This is a genomic window from Streptomyces sp. CCM_MD2014 (assembly GCF_000772045.1).
GTDB classification, from domain to species: Bacteria; Actinomycetota; Actinomycetes; order Streptomycetales; family Streptomycetaceae; genus Streptomyces; species Streptomyces salinarius.
Genome location: NZ_CP009754.1, coordinates 5,584,185 through 5,603,102, shown reverse-complemented (window position 1 = coordinate 5,603,102; position 18,918 = coordinate 5,584,185). Strand labels below are relative to the sequence as shown.

Sequence of the window (18,918 nt, the reverse complement as noted above, 5' to 3'; positions counted from 1 at the left end):
CATGAGCACCGCCACCCCCGCCGCCGTCGGGGCGCTGACCCTGCGCCCCGTCGACCCGCTGAAGGACGCCGTACTGCTGCACGGCTGGCTCACCCACCCCAAGTCCGCGTTCTGGATGATGCAGGACGCCGGGCTGGTGGACGTCGAGCGGGCGTACATGGAGCTGGCCGCCGACGAGCACCAGCAGGCCCACCTCGGCCTGCACGACGGCGTCCCGGCCTTCCTGATGGAGCGCTACGACCCGGCCCACCGCGAGCTGGTCGGACTGTACGAGCCCGAGCCCGGTGACGTCGGCATGCACTTCCTGGTCGCGCCGACCGACCGGCCCGTGCACGGCTTCACCCGCGCCGTGATCACCACCGTGATGGCCGAGCTGTTCGCCGACCCGGCGACCCGGCGGGTCGTCGTCGAGCCGGACGTCGCCAACACCGCCGTCCACGCCCTGAACGCAGCCGTCGGATTCGTGCCCGAGCGCGAGATCCAGAAGCCGGAGAAGAAGGCGTTGCTGAGCTTCTGCACCCGTGAGCAGTTCGAGAAGGCGGTGTCCGCATGAGCCTCGCCGACGCCGTCGCCCACCTCTCCCCCGCACGCTGGGAGCGGGCCAACCGCCTCCTGATCCGCAAGGCGCTGGCCGAGTTCACGCACGAACGCCTGCTGACCCCCGAGCGGGAGCCGGACGGGACGGCGTACACCGTCCGCGGCGACGACGGCAAGACCGCCTACCGCTTCACCGCCACGGTCCGCGCCCTGGACCACTGGCAGGTGGACGCCGACTCGATCACCCGCCACCGCGACGGCGCCGAACTGCCGCTCGCCGCGCTGGACTTCTTCATCGAGCTGAAGGAGACCCTGGGGCTCAGCGACGAGATCCTCCCGGTCTACCTGGAGGAGATCTCCTCCACCCTCTCCGGCACCTGCTACAAGCTGACCAAGCCGCGGATCACCTCCGCCGAGCTGGCCCGGAGCGACGACTTCCAGGCCGTCGAGACCGGGATGACCGAGGGCCACCCCTGCTTCGTCGCCAACAACGGCCGGCTCGGCTTCGGCATCCACGAGTACCTGTCGTACGCCCCCGAGACGGCGAGCCCGGTCCGGCTGGTGTGGCTGGCGGCGCACCGCTCGCGGGCGGCGTTCACGGCGGGCGTGGGCATCGAGTACGAGTCCTTCGTCCGGGACGAGCTGGGCGCGGCCACCGTCGAGCGGTTCCACGGCGTGCTGCGCGAGCAGGGCCTGGACCCCGCCGATTACCTGTTCATCCCGGTCCACCCCTGGCAGTGGTGGAACAAGCTCACCGTCACCTTCGCCGCCGAGGTCGCCCGCGGGCACCTGGTGTGCCTGGGCGAGGGCGACGACGAGTACCTGGCCCAGCAGTCCATCCGCACCTTCTTCAACACCTCGCACCCCGGGAAGCACTACGTGAAGACGGCCCTGTCCGTCCTCAACATGGGCTTCATGCGCGGCCTGTCGGCGGCCTACATGGAGGCCACCCCGGCCATCAACGACTGGCTCGCCCGGCTGATCGAGGGCGACCCGGTGCTGAAGGAGACGGGGCTGAGCATCATCCGGGAGCGGGCGGCCGTGGGCTACCGGCACCTGGAGTACGAGAAGGCCACCGACCGCTACTCGCCGTACCGCAAGATGCTGGCGGCGCTGTGGCGGGAGAGCCCGGTGCCCTCCCTCCAGGAGGGCGAGACGCTCGCCACCATGGCCTCCCTGGTCCACGTGGACCACGAGGGAGCCTCCTTCGCGGGCGCGCTGATCGAGCGGTCGGGGCTCGCGCCCGCCGAGTGGCTGCGGCACTACCTGCGCGCCTACTACGTCCCGCTGCTGCACAGCTTCTACGCCTACGACCTGGTGTACATGCCGCACGGCGAGAACGTGATCCTCGTCCTGGCGGACGGGGTGGTGCGGCGCGCGATCTACAAGGACATCGCCGAGGAGATCGCGGTGATGGACCCGGACGCCGTACTGCCGCCGGAGGTCTCCCGGATCGCGGTGGACGTGCCGGACGACAAGAAGCTCCTGTCGATCTTCACGGACGTCTTCGACTGCTTCTTCCGCTTCCTCGCCGCGAACCTGGCGGAGGAGGGGATCGTGGAGGAGGACGCCTTCTGGCGGACGGTCGCCGAGGTCACCCGGGAGTACCAGGCATCGGTGCCGGAACTGGCCGAGAAGTTCGAGCGGTACGACATGTTCGCGCCCGAGTTCGCGCTGTCCTGCCTCAACCGGCTCCAGTTGCGGGACAACCGGCAGATGGTGGACCTGGCCGACCCGTCCGGCGCGCTCCAGCTGATCGGGACCCTGAGGAACCCCATCGCGGGACTCTGACCCACAGACGGACGGGCACCCCGGAGACGGTCCTCCGGGGTGCCCGTCGTGCCGTCCGGGTCAGGTCCAGGGCACCTGCGGCGAGCGGTAGAAGTCGATCCCCGCCGCCTCCCAGTACGGGGCCTGCGCGGCGAGCCGCACCTTGTAGGTGTCCCAGTCGTGCGTGAACGCCGGGGACCAGCCCAGTTCGGCGACGCCCGGCAGCCTCGGGAAGGCCATGAAGTCCAGCTGGTCCGGCTCGGACAGGGTCTCCGTCCACAGCGGGGCCTCGACCCCGCGGACCGCGTCGGCCGGGGCGCCCGGCAGATAGGCGGCCGGGTCCCAGTCGTAGGACCGCTGCACCTCGACGTAGCCCGCCCAGGACAGGCCCAGCGGGGTGTCCTTGGTGTACTTCATGTCCAGGTACGTCCGGTCGGCCGGGGAGAGGATCAGCCCGGTGCCGTTCCTGGCGGCCTCGGCGACCTCGGCCTTCTCCGCGTCGCCGGTGCGGTCCAGGCCCCAGTACTGGACGAGCGCCCCCTCGGCCGGTTCGGCGCCGGCCAGCTGGTGCCAGCCGACGACCGTCTTGCCGTACTTGGCGACGATCGGCTGGACGCGCTTCATGAACGTCACGAAGTCGGCCTTCGGCGTGGAGTGCGCCTCGTCGCCGCCGATGTGCAGGTAGCGGCCGGGGGTGAGCGCGGCGAGTTCGCCGAGGACGTCGTCCACGAAGTCGTAGGTGACGTCCTTGTCCACGCACAGCGAGCTGAAGCCCACCTTGGTGCCGGTGTAGAGCGGGGGTGCCACGCCGTCGCAGTTCAGCTCGGCGTAGGAGGCGAGGGCGGCGTTGGTGTGGCCCGGCATGTCGATCTCGGGGATCACCTCCAGGTGGCGCGAGGCCGCGTAGCGGACGATCTCCTTGTAGTCCGCCTTGGTGTAGTGGCCGCCGGGGCCGCCGCCGACCTCGGTGGAGCCTCCGTAGGTCGCCAGGCGCGGCCAGGAGTCGATGGCGATGCGCCAGCCCTGGTCGTCGCTGAGGTGCAGGTGGAGCTTGTTGTACTTGTAGCGGGCGACGCGGTCGATGTAGCGCTTGACCTCGTCGACGCCGAAGAAGTGCCGGGAGACGTCGAGCATGGCGCTGCGCCAGGCGTAGCGCGGGCTGTCCTCCATGGTGCCGCCCGCGACCAGCCAGGGGCCGGGCTGTGCGGTGTCCTTCTCGACGGCGGGAGGCAGCAGCTGACGCAGCGTCTGGACGCCGTAGAAGAGGCCCGCGGCCTTGCGGGCGGTGATGGTGACGCCGGAGCGGCCGCTGTCGAGGCGGTAGCCCTCGTCGCCGTAGGGTCCCTCGGCCAGGCGCAGTTGTATGCCCCCGTGGCCGTGGGTGGTGACGGGGAGCCGGTATCCGGTGGCGGGCCGCAGGAGGTCGGCGAGGTAGTCGCCGACGCGGCGGGCCTCGCGCGAGTCGTCCACGCGGATGTGGGTGCCGCGGGTGATGCGGTACGGGGCACCGCCGGGGTCGACCGAGGCGGGGGCCGGGATCACCCGGTCGAGGGGCACGGGTTCCGCGGCCGTCTTCCGGTCCGGGGCGGCGCCGGTGGTCATGGCGCCGACCGCCGCCACCAGCAGCAGCGCTCCCAGCAGCCGGGTGATGCGGGGAGTCGTTCTGTGGTGCCGTCGATGAGGTCTCACGTGCGCTCCCTTCGCGAGGCGTGCAATCAGGGGTCCGAGGAGGGGGGTTGGGGACAGGTGTGGACCACTCTCCCGCACCATCACCGCCCGCGGGAGCGATGAAACAATCCACGCATGGCGGAAATCATCCAGAAGGACGGAACGTGGGTCTTCGACGGCGACGCCCTGCGGCTGACACCCGGGCGGGACAAGAACGTCGGTCTGCTCCGCAGGGAGCTGGGTGAACTGCTCGTGCCGCTCGCCGCGTTGGCGGGCATATCGTTCGAGCAGGGGAAGAAGTCGGGGCGGCTGAGGCTGCGGCTGCGGGACGGCGCCGACCCCTTGGTGCACGCGACGGGCGGCCGGCTGACCGAGCCGCACGACCCGTACCAGCTCCTGGTGGAGCCCGACCGGTACGGCGTGGCCGAGTACTTCGTGGACGAGGTGCGCAACGCCCTGCTCCTCGACCAGGTTCCGTCCGGCCCGGTGGACGCGTACCTGCTGCCGGGGCCGTCGGTGCCGCTGTCGGTGTCGGCGGGGGACGGCATCGCGCACTTCGACGGCGAGCAGGTGCGCCTGGAGTGGAAGTGGCAGGCGGAGGACGCCAAGTCGGCCGCCGGCCCGCGCACCCTTCCCCTCGCGGACATCGTCGCCGTGGAGTGGCAGCCGTCGGCCGGCCTGGAGAACGGCCACCTGCGCTTCACCGTGCGGGCGGCGCCGGGCAAGGTGCCGCCCAAGTACGACCCCAACGCGGTGGAGCTGTGGGGCTTCAAGAAGGACCCGCTGATGGCCCTGGTGGCCGCGGCCGTACAGGCCCGCCTGCCGCACCCGGCCGCCCGCCCGGCCCTGGAGGACGCCGGCCCGGCCGGGGAGAGCCCCGTACCGGCGCCCGCGCCGGCCGCCGAGGACGACCACGACGCGCTGCTGCGCCGGCTGCGCGAGCTGGGGGAGCTGCACCGCTCCGGAGTACTGACCGACGAGGAGTTCAGCCTGGCGAAACAGGCGATTCTGAAACGGATGTAGACACAGCACCCCCACAGACACACCCGTCCCTGCCCGATATCGGGCAGGATTCTTGCACAAGCGTCCCCCTTACCCCAGGATCTACCGGGTGCACGACGAACTTGTTGATCATCTGACGCGGTCCACCCCACTGAGCCGGGGCGAGGCGCTGCGCGTGGTCCAGGACGTGCTCGCCTACTTCGACGAGACGACCGAGGAGTACGTCCGTCGCCGCCACCGCGAGCTCCAGGCCCAGGGCCTGGTGAACGCGACGATCTTCGAACGGATCGAGGCGGAACTGAAATACCGCGCGGTCGCGCCGCCGGAGCTGTCGCTCCGTCAGCTGCGCCGCATCGTCTACGGCTGAGCAGGCCGAGAAGGACACGAGGGATACGTCTACATGTGCGGAATCGTCGGATACATCGGCAAGCGTGACGTCGCGCCCCTGCTCCTGGAAGGCCTGCAGCGCCTGGAGTACCGCGGCTACGACTCGGCGGGCATCGTCGTCACCTCCCCGAAGGCGGCCGGCCTCAGGATGGTCAAGGCCAAGGGCCGGGTGCGCGACCTGGAGGCCAAGGTCCCGGCGCGCTTCAAGGGCACCACCGGCATCGCCCACACCCGCTGGGCCACCCACGGCGCCCCCTCCGACGTGAACGCCCACCCGCACATGTCGGCCGACAACAAGGTCGCCGTCGTCCACAACGGCATCATCGACAACGCCGCCGACCTGCGCCGCAAGCTGGAGGCGGACGGCGTCGAGTTCCTCTCCGAGACCGACACCGAGGTCCTGGTCCACCTCATCGCCCGCTCCGAGGGCGCCAAGCTGGAGGACAAGGTCCGCGAGACCCTGCGGGTGATCGAGGGCACGTACGGCATCGCCGTGATGCACGCCGACTTCCCCGAGCGCATCGTCGTCGCCCGCAACGGCTCGCCGGTCGTCCTCGGCATCGGCGAGAAGGAGATGTTCGTCGCCTCGGACATCGCCGCGCTGGTCGCCCACACCCGGCAGATAGTCACGCTCGACGACGGCGAGATGGCCACCCTCAAGGCCGACGACTTCCGCACCTACACCACCGAGGGCACCCGCACCACGTCCGAGCCCACCACCGTGGAGTGGGAGGCCGCCTCCTACGACATGGGCGGCCACGACACCTACATGCACAAGGAGATCCACGAGCAGGCCGAGGCCGTGGACCGCGTGCTGCGCGGCCGGATCGACGACCGCTTCTCCACCGTGCACCTCGGCGGCCTCAACCTGGACGCCCGCGACGCGCGCGCCGTGCGCCGCGTGAAGATCCTGGGCTGCGGCACCTCGTACCACGCGGGCCAGATCGGCGCCCAGATGATCGAGGAGCTGGCCCGCATCCCCGCGGACGCCGAGCCGGCCTCCGAGTTCCGCTACCGCAACGCGGTCGTCGACCCCGACACCCTGTACATCGCCGTCTCCCAGTCCGGAGAGACGTACGACGTGCTGGCGGCCGTGCAGGAGCTGAAGCGCAAGGGCGCCCGCGTGCTCGGCATCGTCAACGTCGTCGGCTCGGCGATCGCCCGCGAGGCCGACGGCGGCATGTACGTGCACGCCGGGCCCGAGGTGTGCGTGGTGTCCACCAAGTGCTTCACCAACACCTGCGTGGCGTTCGCGCTGCTCGCCCTGCACCTGGGCCGCACCCGCGACCTGTCGGTCCGCGACGGCAAGCGGATCATCGAGGGCCTGCGCAAGCTGCCCGCGCAGATCGAGGAGATGCTGAAGCAGGAGGAGGACGTCAAGAAGCTGGCCGCGCAGTACGCCGACGCCCGCTCGATGCTCTTCATCGGCCGTGTGCGGGGCTACCCGGTCGCCCGCGAGGCCTCCCTGAAGCTCAAGGAGGTCTCCTACATCCACGCCGAGGCCTACCCGGCCTCCGAGCTGAAGCACGGCCCGCTCGCCCTGATCGAGCCCGCCCTGCCGACGGTCGCGATCGTGCCGGACGACGACCTGCTGGAGAAGAACCGCGCGGCCATGGAGGAGATCAAGGCCCGCAGCGGTCAGATCCTCGCGGTCGCCCACCGGGAGCAGGAGAAGGCCGACCACACGATCGTCGTCCCGAAGAACGAGGACGAGCTGGACCCGATCCTCATGGGCATCCCGCTCCAGCTCCTCGCCTACCACACGGCGCTGGCCCTGGGCCGGGACATCGACAAGCCGCGCAACCTGGCCAAGTCCGTGACGGTGGAGTAGCCGGCACCCGCCCGGTCAGGGGATGACGACCACGGGCCGCTTCGCCCGCTTCGCGAGGCGGCCCGCCACGGAGCCGAAGAGGCGGCCGACCAGGCCGTGACTGGAGCCGACGACGATGGCGTCCGCCTCGTACTCCCGCCCCACCTCCTCGAGTTCGTGGCAGATGTCGCCGCCGCGCTCGACCAGGATCCACGGCACCTCGGCGAGGTAGTCCGCGCACGCCAGCTCCAGACCGAGCACCTCGGTGCGGTGGTCGGGCACGTCGACGAAGACCGGGGGTTCGCACCCGGCCCACACCGTGGTGGGCAGCCGGTTGGCGACGTGCACGATGACCAGGCCCGAGCCCAGCCGGGAGGCCATGCCGATGGCGTAGGCGAGGGCGCGCTCGCTGGAGGTGGAGCCGTCGAAGCCGACGACGACGCCGTGCTTGAAGGCTGGGTCGCACGACTGGCGTGGCTCTTCGGCCGCCAGGGGCTCGGCCGCCGTAGGTTCGGCGACGGGCCGCTTGCGGTCCGCGGGTTCGAAGAATTCGTGACCGGCCATGGCTGTCTCGGCGTTTTTATCCTCTATGGGGGACAACAGTGTGCGGCGGAGCTGTGTGTCCGGGAATGGTCTTCCCAACCCCATACCCCCAAGGGTACGGCGGCACGCCTCCTTCGCCCAGATCCCGCGGAGGGTCCGCCGCGGGCTGCACCGGAGCATGCCCGAGAGGGCGCCCGTAACGCAATGGTTGCTGCTCTGTACAGGCGGTTTGCACGGGATTCAACTGCCGGTCACCGGTCGTGACCGATGCGCCGCGCGGACGTTGATCTCCGTGCCGCCACCCCAGGGAGCACCCGTGACCGGACCGCACCGCCCCGCCGAGCCGACGCCCGGCGCGCCCGGCCGCGACGGCGTCACCGACCTCGTCCGCTGGGCGGCGTTCAGCTGCTTCCTCGTCCCGGTCGCGCTCCTCTGGTACGGCGCCTCGTTCGCCGGCGCCGTCGGCACGGCCCTGGGCCTGGCCGCCGTCACCGGCGTGTGCCGCCTGCTGCTGCGGCGGTCCGAGCGCGTCGCGGCGCGGCGGCGGGCCCGCAGGGGCGGACGGCACGCTGGGGAAAACACACCGGTCGACTGACCGGTTTCCGCGCACCGTTCCGCTTCTTTTCAGCCAACTTCCGCAGGTGGCGCATCCACACCCCTCACCACCCCCAATCCCCCGTTCCACCTGCACGGAAAGGGTCTCGGGACCCCTGCGCACCCTACGCGGATTGGCCACTGACACAAGGCGCACTTCCCAGGGGCTCCCGGGAGTGCGACGCTTCGTGATCGACTGCTTCACGCCAAGTTGCCATGTCGACAATGTCCCAAGTGCCGAACCAGCCACCTCGGCGCGGCGGGACGCAGTAGATTCGATCTTGACCGTCTGGGCGGGGGACTCGTGCAGGACCGAGGGGAAACGTGTTGGAGCGACAGGCCCGAAGGGTAAGGGGCGCCGCGACCACCGAGGGGGGCTTAGCAGGATGAGCCACGACTCCACTGCCGCGCCGGAAGCCGCGGCCCGGAAGCTCTCCGGGCGACGCCGCAAGGAGATCGTCGCGGTGCTGCTGTTCAGCGGCGGCCCCATCTTCGAGAGTTCCATACCGCTGTCGGTGTTCGGGATCGACCGCCAGGACGCCGGCGTGCCGCGCTACCGGCTGCTGGTGTGCGCCGGCGAGGAGGGCCCGCTGCGGACCACGGGGGGCCTGGAACTCACCGCGCCGCAGGGCCTGGAGGCGATCTCCCGCGCGGGCACCGTGGTCGTGCCGGCCTGGCGGTCGATCACCTCGCCGCCGCCGGAGGAGGCGCTCGACGCGCTGCGCCGGGCGCACGAGGAGGGGGCGCGCATCGTCGGCCTGTGCACGGGCGCCTTCGTCCTCGCCGCGGCGGGCCTGCTGGACGGCCGCCCCGCCACCACGCACTGGATGTACGCGCCGACGCTGGCCAAGCGCTATCCGTCGGTGCACGTGGACCCCCGCGAGCTGTTCGTGGACGACGGCGACGTGCTGACGTCCGCGGGCACCGCGGCCGGGATCGACCTGTGCCTGCACATCGTGCGCACGGACCACGGCAACGAGGCGGCCGGCGCGCTCGCCCGCCGCCTGGTGGTTCCGCCGCGCCGCAGCGGCGGCCAGGAGCGCTACCTGGACAGGTCTTTACCGGAGGAGATCGGCGCCGACCCGCTCGCCGAGGTCGTCGCCTGGGCGCTGGAGCACCTCCACGAGCAGTTCGACGTGGAGACGCTGGCCGCGCGCGCCTACATGAGCCGCCGCACCTTCGACCGCCGGTTCCGCTCGCTGACGGGCAGCGCCCCGCTCCAGTGGCTGATCACCCAGCGGGTCCTGCAGGCGCAGCGCCTCCTGGAGACGTCGGACTACTCGGTGGACGAGGTCGCGGGCCGCTGCGGCTTCCGCTCGCCGGTCGCCCTGCGCGGCCACTTCCGCCGCCAGCTGGGCTCGTCCCCGGCCGCGTACCGCGCCGCCTACCGGGCCCGCCGCCCCCAGGGCGACCGCCAGCCCGACCCGGACACGGCCGGGGCCTCACGTCCCCTGCCCCCGTCCGACCCGCCGGCCGCCCTCCCCCCGGAGAACGCGGTCCCGTTCCAGACCCGCCGCACCGCCACCCCGATGCCGGCGGGCGCGGCCGGCGTGCCGGGGCAGCGCAGCGCGCCGTGAGGTGACGCACCCGCTCTGAACGCCGGGCGGGCCGGTTCGGCCCGTCCGGCGTTCGCGTCCGACGCCGGGCGGGGGCAGCCCGTCCGGTCTGTGGGACGAGGCCCGTTCAGGGCCGAAGCGGGGCACGGGGTCGGCAGCTCCCGGCAAGGCCCGCACCGACGCCGGGGGCCCGATAGACAGGCGCCCACCGTAAAGTGGCCCGCATGAACGATCGCATGGTGTGGATCGACTGCGAGATGACCGGCCTCTCGCTGTCCGACGACGCGCTCATCGAGGTTGCCGCCCTCGTCACCGACTCCGAGCTGAACATCCTCGGCGAGGGCGTCGACATCGTCGTCCGCCCGCCGGACCGGGCCCTGGAGACGATGCCGGACGTGGTGCGCGAGATGCACACCGCCTCCGGCCTGCTCGCGGAGCTGGACGGCGGCACCACCCTGGCCGATGCGGAGGCGCAGGTCCTGGCCTATGTGCGGGAGCACGTGAAGGAGCCCGGCAAGGCCCCCCTGTGCGGCAACTCCGTCGGCACCGACCGCGGCTTCCTGCTGCGCGACATGCCCGCGCTGGAGGGCTACCTCCACTACCGGATCGTCGACGTCTCCTCGATCAAGGAGCTGGCCCGCCGCTGGTACCCGCGGGCGTACTTCAACAGCCCCGAGAAGAACGGCAACCACCGCGCGCTCGCCGACATCCGCGAGTCCATCGCCGAGCTGCGCTACTACCGCGAGGCCGTCTTCGTCCCGCAGCCCGGCCCCGACTCCGACACGGCCAGGGCCATCGCCGCGAAGCACGTCGTAAGCGCCGGATAGCGGCTCGGGCCCGCCGGGCGGCGGCGTCCGGAAAGCCGGGCGCGAGCACCCCTTCGGACCCTGTACACTTTTTCTCAGCCGGTCGGGAAACCCCGCCACGCGGGATTCGAGCACCGGCCTTGGTGGGTGTAGCTCAGCTGGTAGAGCACCTGGTTGTGGTCCAGGATGCCGCGGGTTCAAGTCCCGTCACTCACCCTGAGTGATCAGCCGGTGACTCTCGGAAGAGAGTCACCGGCTGATTGCGTTGGAGCACCGGCGGGGCGGCACCCGCGGGACCGCACCATCGCACGGCCCCGCCCGCCTCAGGACGACCGGCGCTCCACCAGCTCCGTCGCCAGCACCACCTGGTGCCGCTCCAGCCCTCGCGAGGCGGCCGGCCTGCGGTCGGCGATCTCGGCCAGCAGCAGGTCGATCATCGCGCGGCCCATCTCCTCGATGGGCTGGCGGACACTGGTCAGCGGCGGCTCCATGTGCCGGGCGATCGCCGAGTCGTCGTAGCCGACCAGCGCCACGTCGTCCGGGATGCGCCGCCCCGCCTCGCGCAGCACCTGGCCGGCACCGGCCGCGGTGACGTCCGAGGCGGCGAAGACCGCGTCGATGTCGGGGTGCCGGCGCAGCAGTTCCGCCATCGCGCGGCGCCCTCCCTCCTCGGTGAAGTCGCCCGGCTCGATCAGCCCCTCGTCCACCTCGTGGCCCGCCTCACGCAGGGCGTCGCGGTAGCCGTCGACGCGTCGCTGGGCGCCGTAGACGGCGAGGTGGCCGGTGATGTGGGCGATGCGGCCGCGCCCCCGGGACAGCAGGTGCTCGACGGCCGAGCGGGCACCGCCGTAGTTGTCCGAGTCCACCGACGCCAGCGGCTCCGCCGCCGAACGCGGGCCGCTGATCACCGCGGGGATCTCCAGCTGGGTCAGCAGATCGGGCAGCGGGTCGTCGGCGTGCACCGAAACGAGCAGGACGCCGTCCACCCGGTGCGCCGCGAGGTACTGGGCGAGCCGCTCCCGCTCCCGGTCGCTGCCCGCGAATATCAGCAGCAGCTGCATCTCGGTGTCGGACAGCTCGGAGCCGACACCCTTGAGCATGTCCGAGAAGTACGGTTCCGCGAAGAACCGGGTCTCCGGCTCGGGCACCACCAGGGCGATCGCGTCCGTACGGTTGGCCGCCAGCGCGCGGGCCGCCGTGTTCGGGACGTAGCCGAGCTCCTCGACCGCCGCCTCGACGGCCGCCCGGGTCGCGTCGCTCACCCGGGGGGAGCCGTTGATCACGCGGGAGACCGTGCCGCGGCCGACGCCCGCGCGTGCCGCCACCTCTTCGAGGGTGGGCCGGCCACCGCTCCGCCCACGCACACCGTGGCTTGCCATCGGCCCCGCCTCCCGTCGTCACCCCCGCACTCTGCGGCTGGCCTGGAATTTAACAGGCCGGTCGGGTGTAATGACCGACTCCGGCCCCTCCCCCGCCGTACGGGAGTGTCTCCGTGCCGCTCGCAACGTCCAGTTAACAGGCCGATAACTGAACGCAATTCGTCGCGTCCGTTCCCTTGACACCCCCGCCCGGACCCGCGACTCTTCAACACATCACTTGTGGGAGCGCTCCCACACTACCTGGCACATACACATCCCGCACGTTCCACGCCCGAGCCGCAGCGACGAACGCACCACATGAAGCAGCGGGTCCAACCATGCAGTTGGCCGGGGGGTCGGCACGTCAGGGCAACAGGAGGACGCAATGCGAGCAGCACGCAGAGGATCGGCCCGCAGAGTGGTGGTCATGGCGGCCATCGCGTCGCTGGGCGCCGGGCTGCTGGCCGGCTGTGCCGACGACGGGAAGGACGAGGACAGCTCGTCGTCGGGCGACAGCAGCGGCAAGACCACGATCACCCTCGGTCTGTTCGGGACGATGGGCTTCAAGGAGGCCGGGCTCTACGAGGAGTACGAGAAGCTCAACCCGGACATCAACATCGAGGAGAACGTCACCGAGCGGAACGAGAACTACTACCCCGCTCTGGTCAACCACCTCACCACCAACAGCGGCCTCCAGGACGTGCAGGCGATCGAGGTCGGCAACATCGCCGAGGTCGTCGCCACCCAGGCGGACAAGTTCGAGGACATGTCCAAGGCCGAGGGCGTCAAGAAGGACAACTGGCTGGACTGGAAGTGGCAGCAGGCCACCACCAAGGACGGCGCCACGATAGGCCTCGGCACGGACATCGGCCCGATGGCCATCTGCTACCGCAAGGACCTCTTCGAGAAGGCGGGCCTGCCGACGGACCGCGACGAGGTCTCCAAGCTGTGGGCCGGCGACTGGAGCAAGTTCATCGAGGCCGGCGAGAAGTACAAGAAGGGTGCCGGCAAGGACACCTACTTCATGGACTCCCCCGGCGGTCTGATCAACGCCATCCTCAGCAGTGAGGAGGAGAAGTTCTACGACTCCTCCGGCAAGGTCATCTACAAGACCAACCCGGAGGTCAAGAAGGCCTTCGACCTGACCGCCGAGGCGGCCGAGAAGGGGCTGGTCCAGTCGCAGACCCAGTTCCAGCCGGCCTGGGACCAGACCATCTCCAACAGCCTGTTCGCCACCGTCGCCTGCCCGCCGTGGATGCTCGGCACCATCAAGGCCAAGTCGCAGCCGGACTCCGCCGGCAAGTGGGACGTGGCCCAGGCCCCGAAGTCCGGCAACTGGGGCGGCACCTTCCTGGGCGTGCCCAAGAGCGGCAAGCACGTGAAGGAGGCCCAGAAGCTGGTCACCTGGCTGACCGCGCCCGAGCAGCAGGCCAAGCTCTTCTCCAAGATGGGCAGCTTCCCGAGCGCGCCCGCCGCGTACAAGCTCCCGCAGGTGACCGGCGGCAAGAACGACATGACCGGCGACGCGCCCATCGGTGAGCTGTTCGCCAAGGCCGCCGAGCAGATCCCGACCCAGGTCATCGGCCCGAAGGACCAGATCATCCAGCAGGGTCTGACGGACAACGGCGTCATCCTCGTCACCCAGGGCAAGTCGCCCAAGGACGCCTGGGACAACGCCGTGAAGACCATCGACAACAACCTGGAGAAGTGACCGGAATGACCACCCGGCACGACACCGCCGCGTCCCCCGTCAAGGGGGGCGCGGCCCCGGGCCGCCCGCCCGGCGGCAGGGGGGCCGCCGAGGCCGACCGCAAGCGGGCGAAACTCTCCCGGCGCTGGCAGCGGGACATCCGCTGGAGCCCGTACGCGTTCGTCTCGCCGTTCTTCCTGCTCTTCGTCGCCTTCGGCCTGTTCCCGCTGATCTACACCGGCTGGGCCTCGCTGCACACGGTGGAGCTGACCGCGCCCACCGACATGAAGTGGACGGGCCTGGACAACTACACCCGCATCTTCGACGACGACTTCTTCTGGAACGCGGCGAAGAACACGTTGTGGATCGGCATCATCTCCACGGTGCCGCAGCTCCTGATGGCCATGGGTCTCGCGCACATCCTCAACTACAAGCTGCGGGCCTCGACCTTCTACCGGGTCGTGATGCTGGCGCCGTACGCGACGTCGATCGCGGCGGCCTCGTTGGTCTTCGTGCTGCTCTTCGGCCGCGACTACGGCATGATCAACTGGGTCCTCGACCTGGTGGGCCTGGACAAGATCGACTGGCAGAACGGCTCGTGGGCGTCGAAGTTCGCCGTGTCCTCGATCGTCATCTGGCGCTGGACCGGCTACAACGCGCTGATCTACCTGGCCGCGATGCAGGCGATCCCGCAGGACCTCTACGAGTCGGCGGCGCTGGACGGCGCCAGCCGCTGGCGGCAGTTCATCCACGTCACGCTGCCCTCGCTGCGTCCGACGATCCTGTTCACGGTCGTCGTGTCGACCATCGGCGCCTCGCAGGTCTTCGGCGAGCCGCTGCTGTTCGACGCGAACAAGGGTGCCTCGGGCGGTTCCCAGCACCAGTTCCAGACGCTCGGCCTGTACCTGTACGAACAGGGCTGGGTCAACCAGCACCTGGGCCGCGCCTCCGCGATCGCCTGGGCGATGTTCCTGATCCTCATCGTGATCGGGATCCTGAACGCCGTCATCTCGCGCCGGCTGCGCGCCAGTAGTTAAGGAGAACCGGCCGTGACGACGACCATGACGAAACCCCCGGCCGACGCGGCACCCGACCCGTCCCGCAAGGGCAGGGGCCGACGAGGCTCCAAGTCCTCCCGGGCCGGCGGGCACCTGCACGCGGGGCCGATCGCCTACATCATCCTCGCCCTGTTCACCATCGGCTCGCTCTTCCCGCTGGTGTGGACGGCGATCGCCGCCTCACGCGACAACCAGCGGCTCGCCCAGACACCGCCGCCCTTCTGGTTCGGCGGCAACCTCTTCGACAAGCTCGAGATCGCCTGGAACGACGCCAACCTCGGCGAGGCGTTCCTCAACACCACCATCGTGGCCGGCATCTCGGCGTTCACCATCGTCTTCCTGTCGACGATCGCCGGGTTCGCCTTCGCCAAGCTGCGCTTCCGCGGGCGCAACGCGCTCATGCTGATCGTCATCGGCACGATGATGGTGCCCCCGCAGCTCAGCATCATCCCGCTGTACATGATGGTCGCGAAGCTGGACTGGTCCGACCAGCTCCAGGCGGTGATCCTGCCGTCCCTGGTGAACGCGTTCGGCGTGTTCTTCATGCGGCAGTACCTGCTCCAGGCGCTGCCCGACGAGATCATCGAGGCCGCGCGCGTCGACGGTGCCAGCAGCTGGCGCGTGGTGTGGCACGTGGTGTTCCCGGCGGCGCGGCCCGCGATGGCCGTGCTCGGCATGCTGATGTTCGTACAGTCCTGGAACGACTTCCTGTGGCCGTTCCTGGTGCTGACGCAGAACGGCAGTCCGACCGTGCAGGTCGCCCTCGCCGGACTGGGCCGCGGCTACACCCCGGACCAGTCCCTGATCATGGCCGGCGCGCTGCTGGGCACGCTGCCGCTGCTCCTGGTGTTCGCGATCTTCGGCAAGCAGATCGTGGGCGGCATCATGCAGGGCGCCGTCAAGGGATGACACCCGTCCCGGGGGCCGGGCCACCGCCGTCCCGGCCCCGCCTTCCCCCCTCGTACTTCCACGTGTCGGTCTTCCCCGACCCGACCCGCCATGACCCGCAATGGGAGCGCTTCCATGCCTGAGTCCGCAACGCCGGTGACCCCGGTGACCTTCCCCCCTGCCTTCCTGTGGGGCGCCGCCACCTCGGCGTACCAGATCGAGGGCGCGGTGCGGGAGGACGGCCGTACCCCCTCGATCTGGGACACCTTCAGCCACACCCCCGGGAAGACGGCCGGCGGGGACACCGGTGACATCGCTGTCGACCACTACCACCGCTACCGCGACGACGTGGCGCTGATGAAGGACCTGGGCCTCGGCGCCTACCGCTTCTCGATCTCCTGGCCCCGGGTGCAGCCCACCGGCCGCGGGCCCGCCGTCCAGCGCGGCCTGGACTTCTACCGCCGCCTGGTCGACGAGCTGCTGGCCGCCGGGATCAAGCCCGCCGTCACCCTCTACCACTGGGACCTGCCCCAGGAGCTGGAGGACGCGGGCGGCTGGCCCGAACGGGACACGGCCTACCGGTTCGCCGAGTACGCGCAGATCGTCGGCGAGGCCCTCGGCGACCGGGTGGAGCAGTGGATCACGCTCAACGAGCCGTGGTGCGCCGCCTTCCTGGGCTACGCCTCCGGTGTGCACGCCCCCGGCCGCACCGACCCGGCGGCCGCGCTGCGCGCCGCGCACCACCTGAACCTGGCGCACGGCCTGGGCACGGTGGCACTGCGATCGGTGATGCCGGCCCGCAACTCGGTGGCGATCAGCCTCAACACGTCCGTCGTGCGGCCGCTGTCGCAGAGCCCGGCGGACCTGGCGGCGGCCCGCAGGATCGACGACCTGTCCGGCGGGATCTTCCACGGCCCGATCCTGCACGGCGCCTACCCGCAGTCCCTGCTGGAGGCGACGGCGCCGGTGACGGACTGGTCCTACGTCCAGGACGGCGACCTGGGGCAGATCCGCCAGCCGATCGACGCGATCTGCCTCAACTACTACACGCCCACCGTGGTGTCGGCGGCCGACGCCGACTCGCGCGCCCCGCGCGCCGACGGTCACGGCGCCAGCGACCACTCGCCGTGGCCCGCCGCGGACGACGTGGCGTTCCACCAGCCGCCGGGCGAGCGCACGGCGATGGGCTGGAGCGTCGACCCGTCCGGCCTGCACGAGCTGATCATGCGCTACAACCGCGAGGCCCCCGGCATCCCGCTGTACATCAGCGAGAACGGCGCCGCCTACGACGACAAGCCCGGCGCGGACGGCTCGGTGCACGACCCCGATCGGGTCGCCTACCTGAACGGCCACCTCCAGGCGGTCCGGCAGGCCATCACCGACGGGGCCGACGTGCGCGGCTACTACCTGTGGTCCCTGCTGGACAACTTCGAGTGGGCGTACGGCTACGAGAAGCGCTTCGGCGCGGTGTACGTCGACTACGCCTCCCAGCAGCGCACCCCGAAGTCGAGCGCCCTGTGGTACGGCCGGGCGGCCCGCACGGGGACGCTGCCGCCGCTGGACGCGGCCGGGCAGGCCTTCGGGGAGTCGGCCGAGTAGGCCTTCGGGCAGCCGGAGGAACGCGGGAAGCGGGGCGCGGCATCCCACGGGGGGATGCCGCGCCCCGCTCTCAGGGCCGGTGTGGGGCCCGGCCCTGCCCGGGGAGCCGGGCCGCCCTACTTGTAGGCGGCGAACGCCTTGGAGAAGGCGTCGGGCGCCTGGTCGACGGAGCTGCACGTGGCGTCGGCCGAGGGCTTGGGGCCGCCGGGGCAGGCCTTGTCGCGGGTGGCGGACCACATGGACAGCGCGCCGAGGCCCTTGGACTCGGCGAACTCCACGAGCTGGGTGGCGTCGTCCACCGTGAAGACCTCGGAGGCGACGTCGTTGACGCCGATCATCGGGGTGACGGCGACCGTCTTCCAGGCCTCCGCGTCGGACAGGCCGAGAACGCCCTTGATCTGGGCCTGGGTGGCGGTGGCGGCCTGGGTGGCGTAGGTGCCCATGTCGTCGCTGTACGCGGGGCCGTAGTCCATCGCCATGATGTTGACGGCACCGATGTCCACGCCGTTCTCCTCGGCGTCGGCGAGCAGGTCGACGCCGGCCTGGGTGAGGCCCTCGGGCATCACCGGGAGGGTGAAGGAGACGTCCAGGCCGGGGTGCTGCTTCTGGAGCGCGGCGATCGCCTGGGCGCGGCGGGTGTTGGCGGCCGTGTCGGGCAGGGCGCCGCCCTCGACGTCGAAGTCGACCTTGGTGAGCCGGTAGGCGTCGACGACCTTGCCGTACGCCGCCGCGAGCGCGTCGGCCGACGTGCAGGTCGTGCCCAGTTCCGAACCGGACGCGCCGCCGAAGGAGACGCGGACGTCGCCGCCCTTGGCACGCAGGTCCCCTATCTGCTTCGCGACGGCGTCGCCGCCGAGGTCGGTGACGCCGCCCCATTTGGGGGTGCAGCCGCCGCCGTCGGTGACGAAGGCGAGGTTGTACTCCTTCACGCCGGTCGCCGCGGAGTGCGCGAGCAGGTCGAAGGCCGGGTAGAGGGAGGTGTCGACGTACGGCGCGAAGCCCGCGCCCGCGGCGGTGCCGTCGCCGGGGGTTCCGGTGGGCGCCGGGGTGGTGGGGGTGTCGGTCGGGGCCGGCCCGGTGGTACCGGTGGCCGTGGGTGTGGGGGTCGGCGTGGGCGTCGGGGCCGGGGGCTCGGTGGGACGGCCGCTGGGCTCGGGGGTGGCGCCGTCGTCCGTCGAGCAGGCGGCGTCGTCGACGAGGCAACCGGTGGGGTCGGCGGTGCCGTTGACGACGAAGCCGACCGTGACGGACTCGCCGGCCTTCAGCCCGTCCGTGTCCCACTTAGGCGGGGTCACGGTGACGTGCTGCCCGTCGACCTTCGACTCGGCGTTCCACAGGGAGCCGAGCTTCGTGCCGGAGGGCAGGTCGAACTCCAGCGTCCAGTCGGCCTTCGTCTGCCCGCTGGTGTTGGTGACGACGTACTGGGCGGTGTAGCCCGTCGACCACTCGCTGGTCTTCGTGTACGCGGCGCCGACCGCGGCCGCCTGGGCGGTGCTGGTGAACAGCAGCGCGCCGCCCCCGGCCACGGCCGCCGCGACGACGGCGCCGATCGCCTTGTTCCTGCCACTGACCTTGCGTCGGTGCGTACGCATCACGTGCCTGCCTTCGCTGTTCACGGTGCCCTCGCGGGGACGCGGCGAGGGCGGGGTGGG

At 71.0% G+C, this 18,918-nt stretch carries 16 protein-coding genes and 1 tRNA gene; 13 read left to right on the top strand and 4 right to left on the bottom strand.

Going from position 1 to position 18,918, the window contains the following annotated elements; genetic code table 11:
- Position 1 precedes the first annotated feature (1 nt).
- Positions 2 to 553 carry a GNAT family N-acetyltransferase gene (locus NI25_RS25050; protein ID WP_199561124.1) on the top strand — a complete coding sequence of 184 codons (552 nt, stop codon included), beginning with the start codon at positions 2 to 4 and terminating at the stop codon, positions 551 to 553.
- On the top strand, positions 550 to 2,328 hold the full coding sequence (locus NI25_RS25045; protein WP_061444590.1) for an IucA/IucC family protein: 1,779 nt from the start codon (positions 550 to 552) through the stop codon (positions 2,326 to 2,328). Before NI25_RS25050 ends, NI25_RS25045 begins: the two co-directional genes overlap by 4 nt.
- 60 nt (positions 2,329 to 2,388) lie before the next feature.
- On the opposite strand, the gene NI25_RS25040 is transcribed toward NI25_RS25045, so the two are convergent.
- Positions 2,389 to 3,996: a beta-N-acetylhexosaminidase gene (locus tag NI25_RS25040; RefSeq protein WP_061444589.1), complete on the bottom strand. Its 1,608-nt coding sequence runs from the start codon at positions 3,994 to 3,996 to the stop codon at positions 2,389 to 2,391.
- Between the two features lie 114 nt (positions 3,997 to 4,110).
- Between NI25_RS25040 and NI25_RS25035 the strand changes: the two genes are divergently transcribed.
- The 3 genes from NI25_RS25035 to glmS all read left to right on the top strand — a co-directional run bounded on the left by NI25_RS25035 (position 4,111) and on the right by glmS (position 7,195).
- Positions 4,111 to 4,998, top strand: coding sequence for a DUF4429 domain-containing protein (locus NI25_RS25035; RefSeq protein WP_061444588.1), 888 nt, complete (start codon positions 4,111 to 4,113; stop codon positions 4,996 to 4,998).
- A gap of 88 nt (positions 4,999 to 5,086) precedes the next feature.
- The gene (locus NI25_RS25030; RefSeq protein ID WP_003976012.1) at positions 5,087 to 5,344 is read left to right on the top strand and encodes a hypothetical protein; all 258 of its coding nucleotides are present in this window, start codon (positions 5,087 to 5,089) and stop codon (positions 5,342 to 5,344) included.
- Between the two features lie 33 nt (positions 5,345 to 5,377).
- Complete coding sequence (glmS, locus tag NI25_RS25025; protein WP_061444587.1) at positions 5,378 to 7,195, top strand: glutamine--fructose-6-phosphate transaminase (isomerizing); 1,818 nt, start codon at positions 5,378 to 5,380, stop codon at positions 7,193 to 7,195.
- A 15-nt stretch (positions 7,196 to 7,210) separates the two neighbouring features.
- Here glmS and NI25_RS25020 read toward each other — a convergent pair whose 3' ends face one another.
- Positions 7,211 to 7,738 (bottom strand): universal stress protein, encoded by a 528-nt coding sequence (locus NI25_RS25020; RefSeq protein WP_007449983.1) that lies wholly within the window; start codon positions 7,736 to 7,738, stop codon positions 7,211 to 7,213.
- A gap of 295 nt (positions 7,739 to 8,033) precedes the next feature.
- Here NI25_RS25020 and NI25_RS39785 point away from each other — a divergent pair, with 295 nt between their 5' ends.
- The 4 genes from NI25_RS39785 (at position 8,034) to NI25_RS25000 (ending at position 10,889) form a co-directional block, all read left to right on the top strand.
- The gene (locus NI25_RS39785; protein WP_061444586.1) at positions 8,034 to 8,312 is read left to right on the top strand and encodes a hypothetical protein; all 279 of its coding nucleotides are present in this window, start codon (positions 8,034 to 8,036) and stop codon (positions 8,310 to 8,312) included.
- A 385-nt stretch (positions 8,313 to 8,697) separates the two neighbouring features.
- A complete protein-coding gene (locus NI25_RS25010) occupies positions 8,698 to 9,888 on the top strand; it encodes a helix-turn-helix domain-containing protein (RefSeq protein ID WP_061444585.1) in 1,191 nt (396 codons plus the stop codon).
- Positions 9,889 to 10,091: 203 nt separating this feature from the next.
- The gene (orn, locus tag NI25_RS25005; protein ID WP_061444584.1) at positions 10,092 to 10,694 is read left to right on the top strand and encodes an oligoribonuclease; all 603 of its coding nucleotides are present in this window, start codon (positions 10,092 to 10,094) and stop codon (positions 10,692 to 10,694) included.
- 122 nt (positions 10,695 to 10,816) lie between these two features.
- A tRNA-His gene (locus NI25_RS25000) sits at positions 10,817 to 10,889 on the top strand.
- A 107-nt stretch (positions 10,890 to 10,996) separates the two neighbouring features.
- Here the strand turns inward: NI25_RS25000 and NI25_RS24995 are convergent.
- The gene (locus NI25_RS24995; RefSeq protein WP_061444583.1) at positions 10,997 to 12,052 is read right to left on the bottom strand and encodes a LacI family DNA-binding transcriptional regulator; all 1,056 of its coding nucleotides are present in this window, start codon (positions 12,050 to 12,052) and stop codon (positions 10,997 to 10,999) included.
- A 364-nt stretch (positions 12,053 to 12,416) separates the two neighbouring features.
- Between NI25_RS24995 and NI25_RS24990 the strand changes: the two genes are divergently transcribed.
- The 4 genes from NI25_RS24990 (at position 12,417) to NI25_RS24975 (ending at position 17,266) form a co-directional block, all read left to right on the top strand.
- Positions 12,417 to 13,742, top strand: a complete 1,326-nt coding sequence (locus NI25_RS24990) for an ABC transporter substrate-binding protein (protein WP_061444582.1) — start codon at positions 12,417 to 12,419, stop codon at positions 13,740 to 13,742.
- A gap of 5 nt (positions 13,743 to 13,747) precedes the next feature.
- Entirely contained in the window at positions 13,748 to 14,758 is a 1,011-nt protein-coding gene (locus NI25_RS24985; protein ID WP_061444581.1) for a carbohydrate ABC transporter permease, read from the top strand.
- A 12-nt stretch (positions 14,759 to 14,770) separates the two neighbouring features.
- On the top strand, positions 14,771 to 15,688 hold the full coding sequence (locus tag NI25_RS24980; protein ID WP_061444580.1) for a carbohydrate ABC transporter permease: 918 nt from the start codon (positions 14,771 to 14,773) through the stop codon (positions 15,686 to 15,688).
- A gap of 114 nt (positions 15,689 to 15,802) precedes the next feature.
- The gene (locus NI25_RS24975) at positions 15,803 to 17,266 is read left to right on the top strand and encodes a GH1 family beta-glucosidase (RefSeq protein ID WP_061444579.1); all 1,464 of its coding nucleotides are present in this window, start codon (positions 15,803 to 15,805) and stop codon (positions 17,264 to 17,266) included.
- A gap of 116 nt (positions 17,267 to 17,382) precedes the next feature.
- Here NI25_RS24975 and NI25_RS24970 read toward each other — a convergent pair whose 3' ends face one another.
- Positions 17,383 to 18,858: a cellulose binding domain-containing protein gene (locus NI25_RS24970; protein ID WP_061444578.1), complete on the bottom strand. Its 1,476-nt coding sequence runs from the start codon at positions 18,856 to 18,858 to the stop codon at positions 17,383 to 17,385.
- Positions 18,859 to 18,918: the final 60 nt, after the last annotated feature.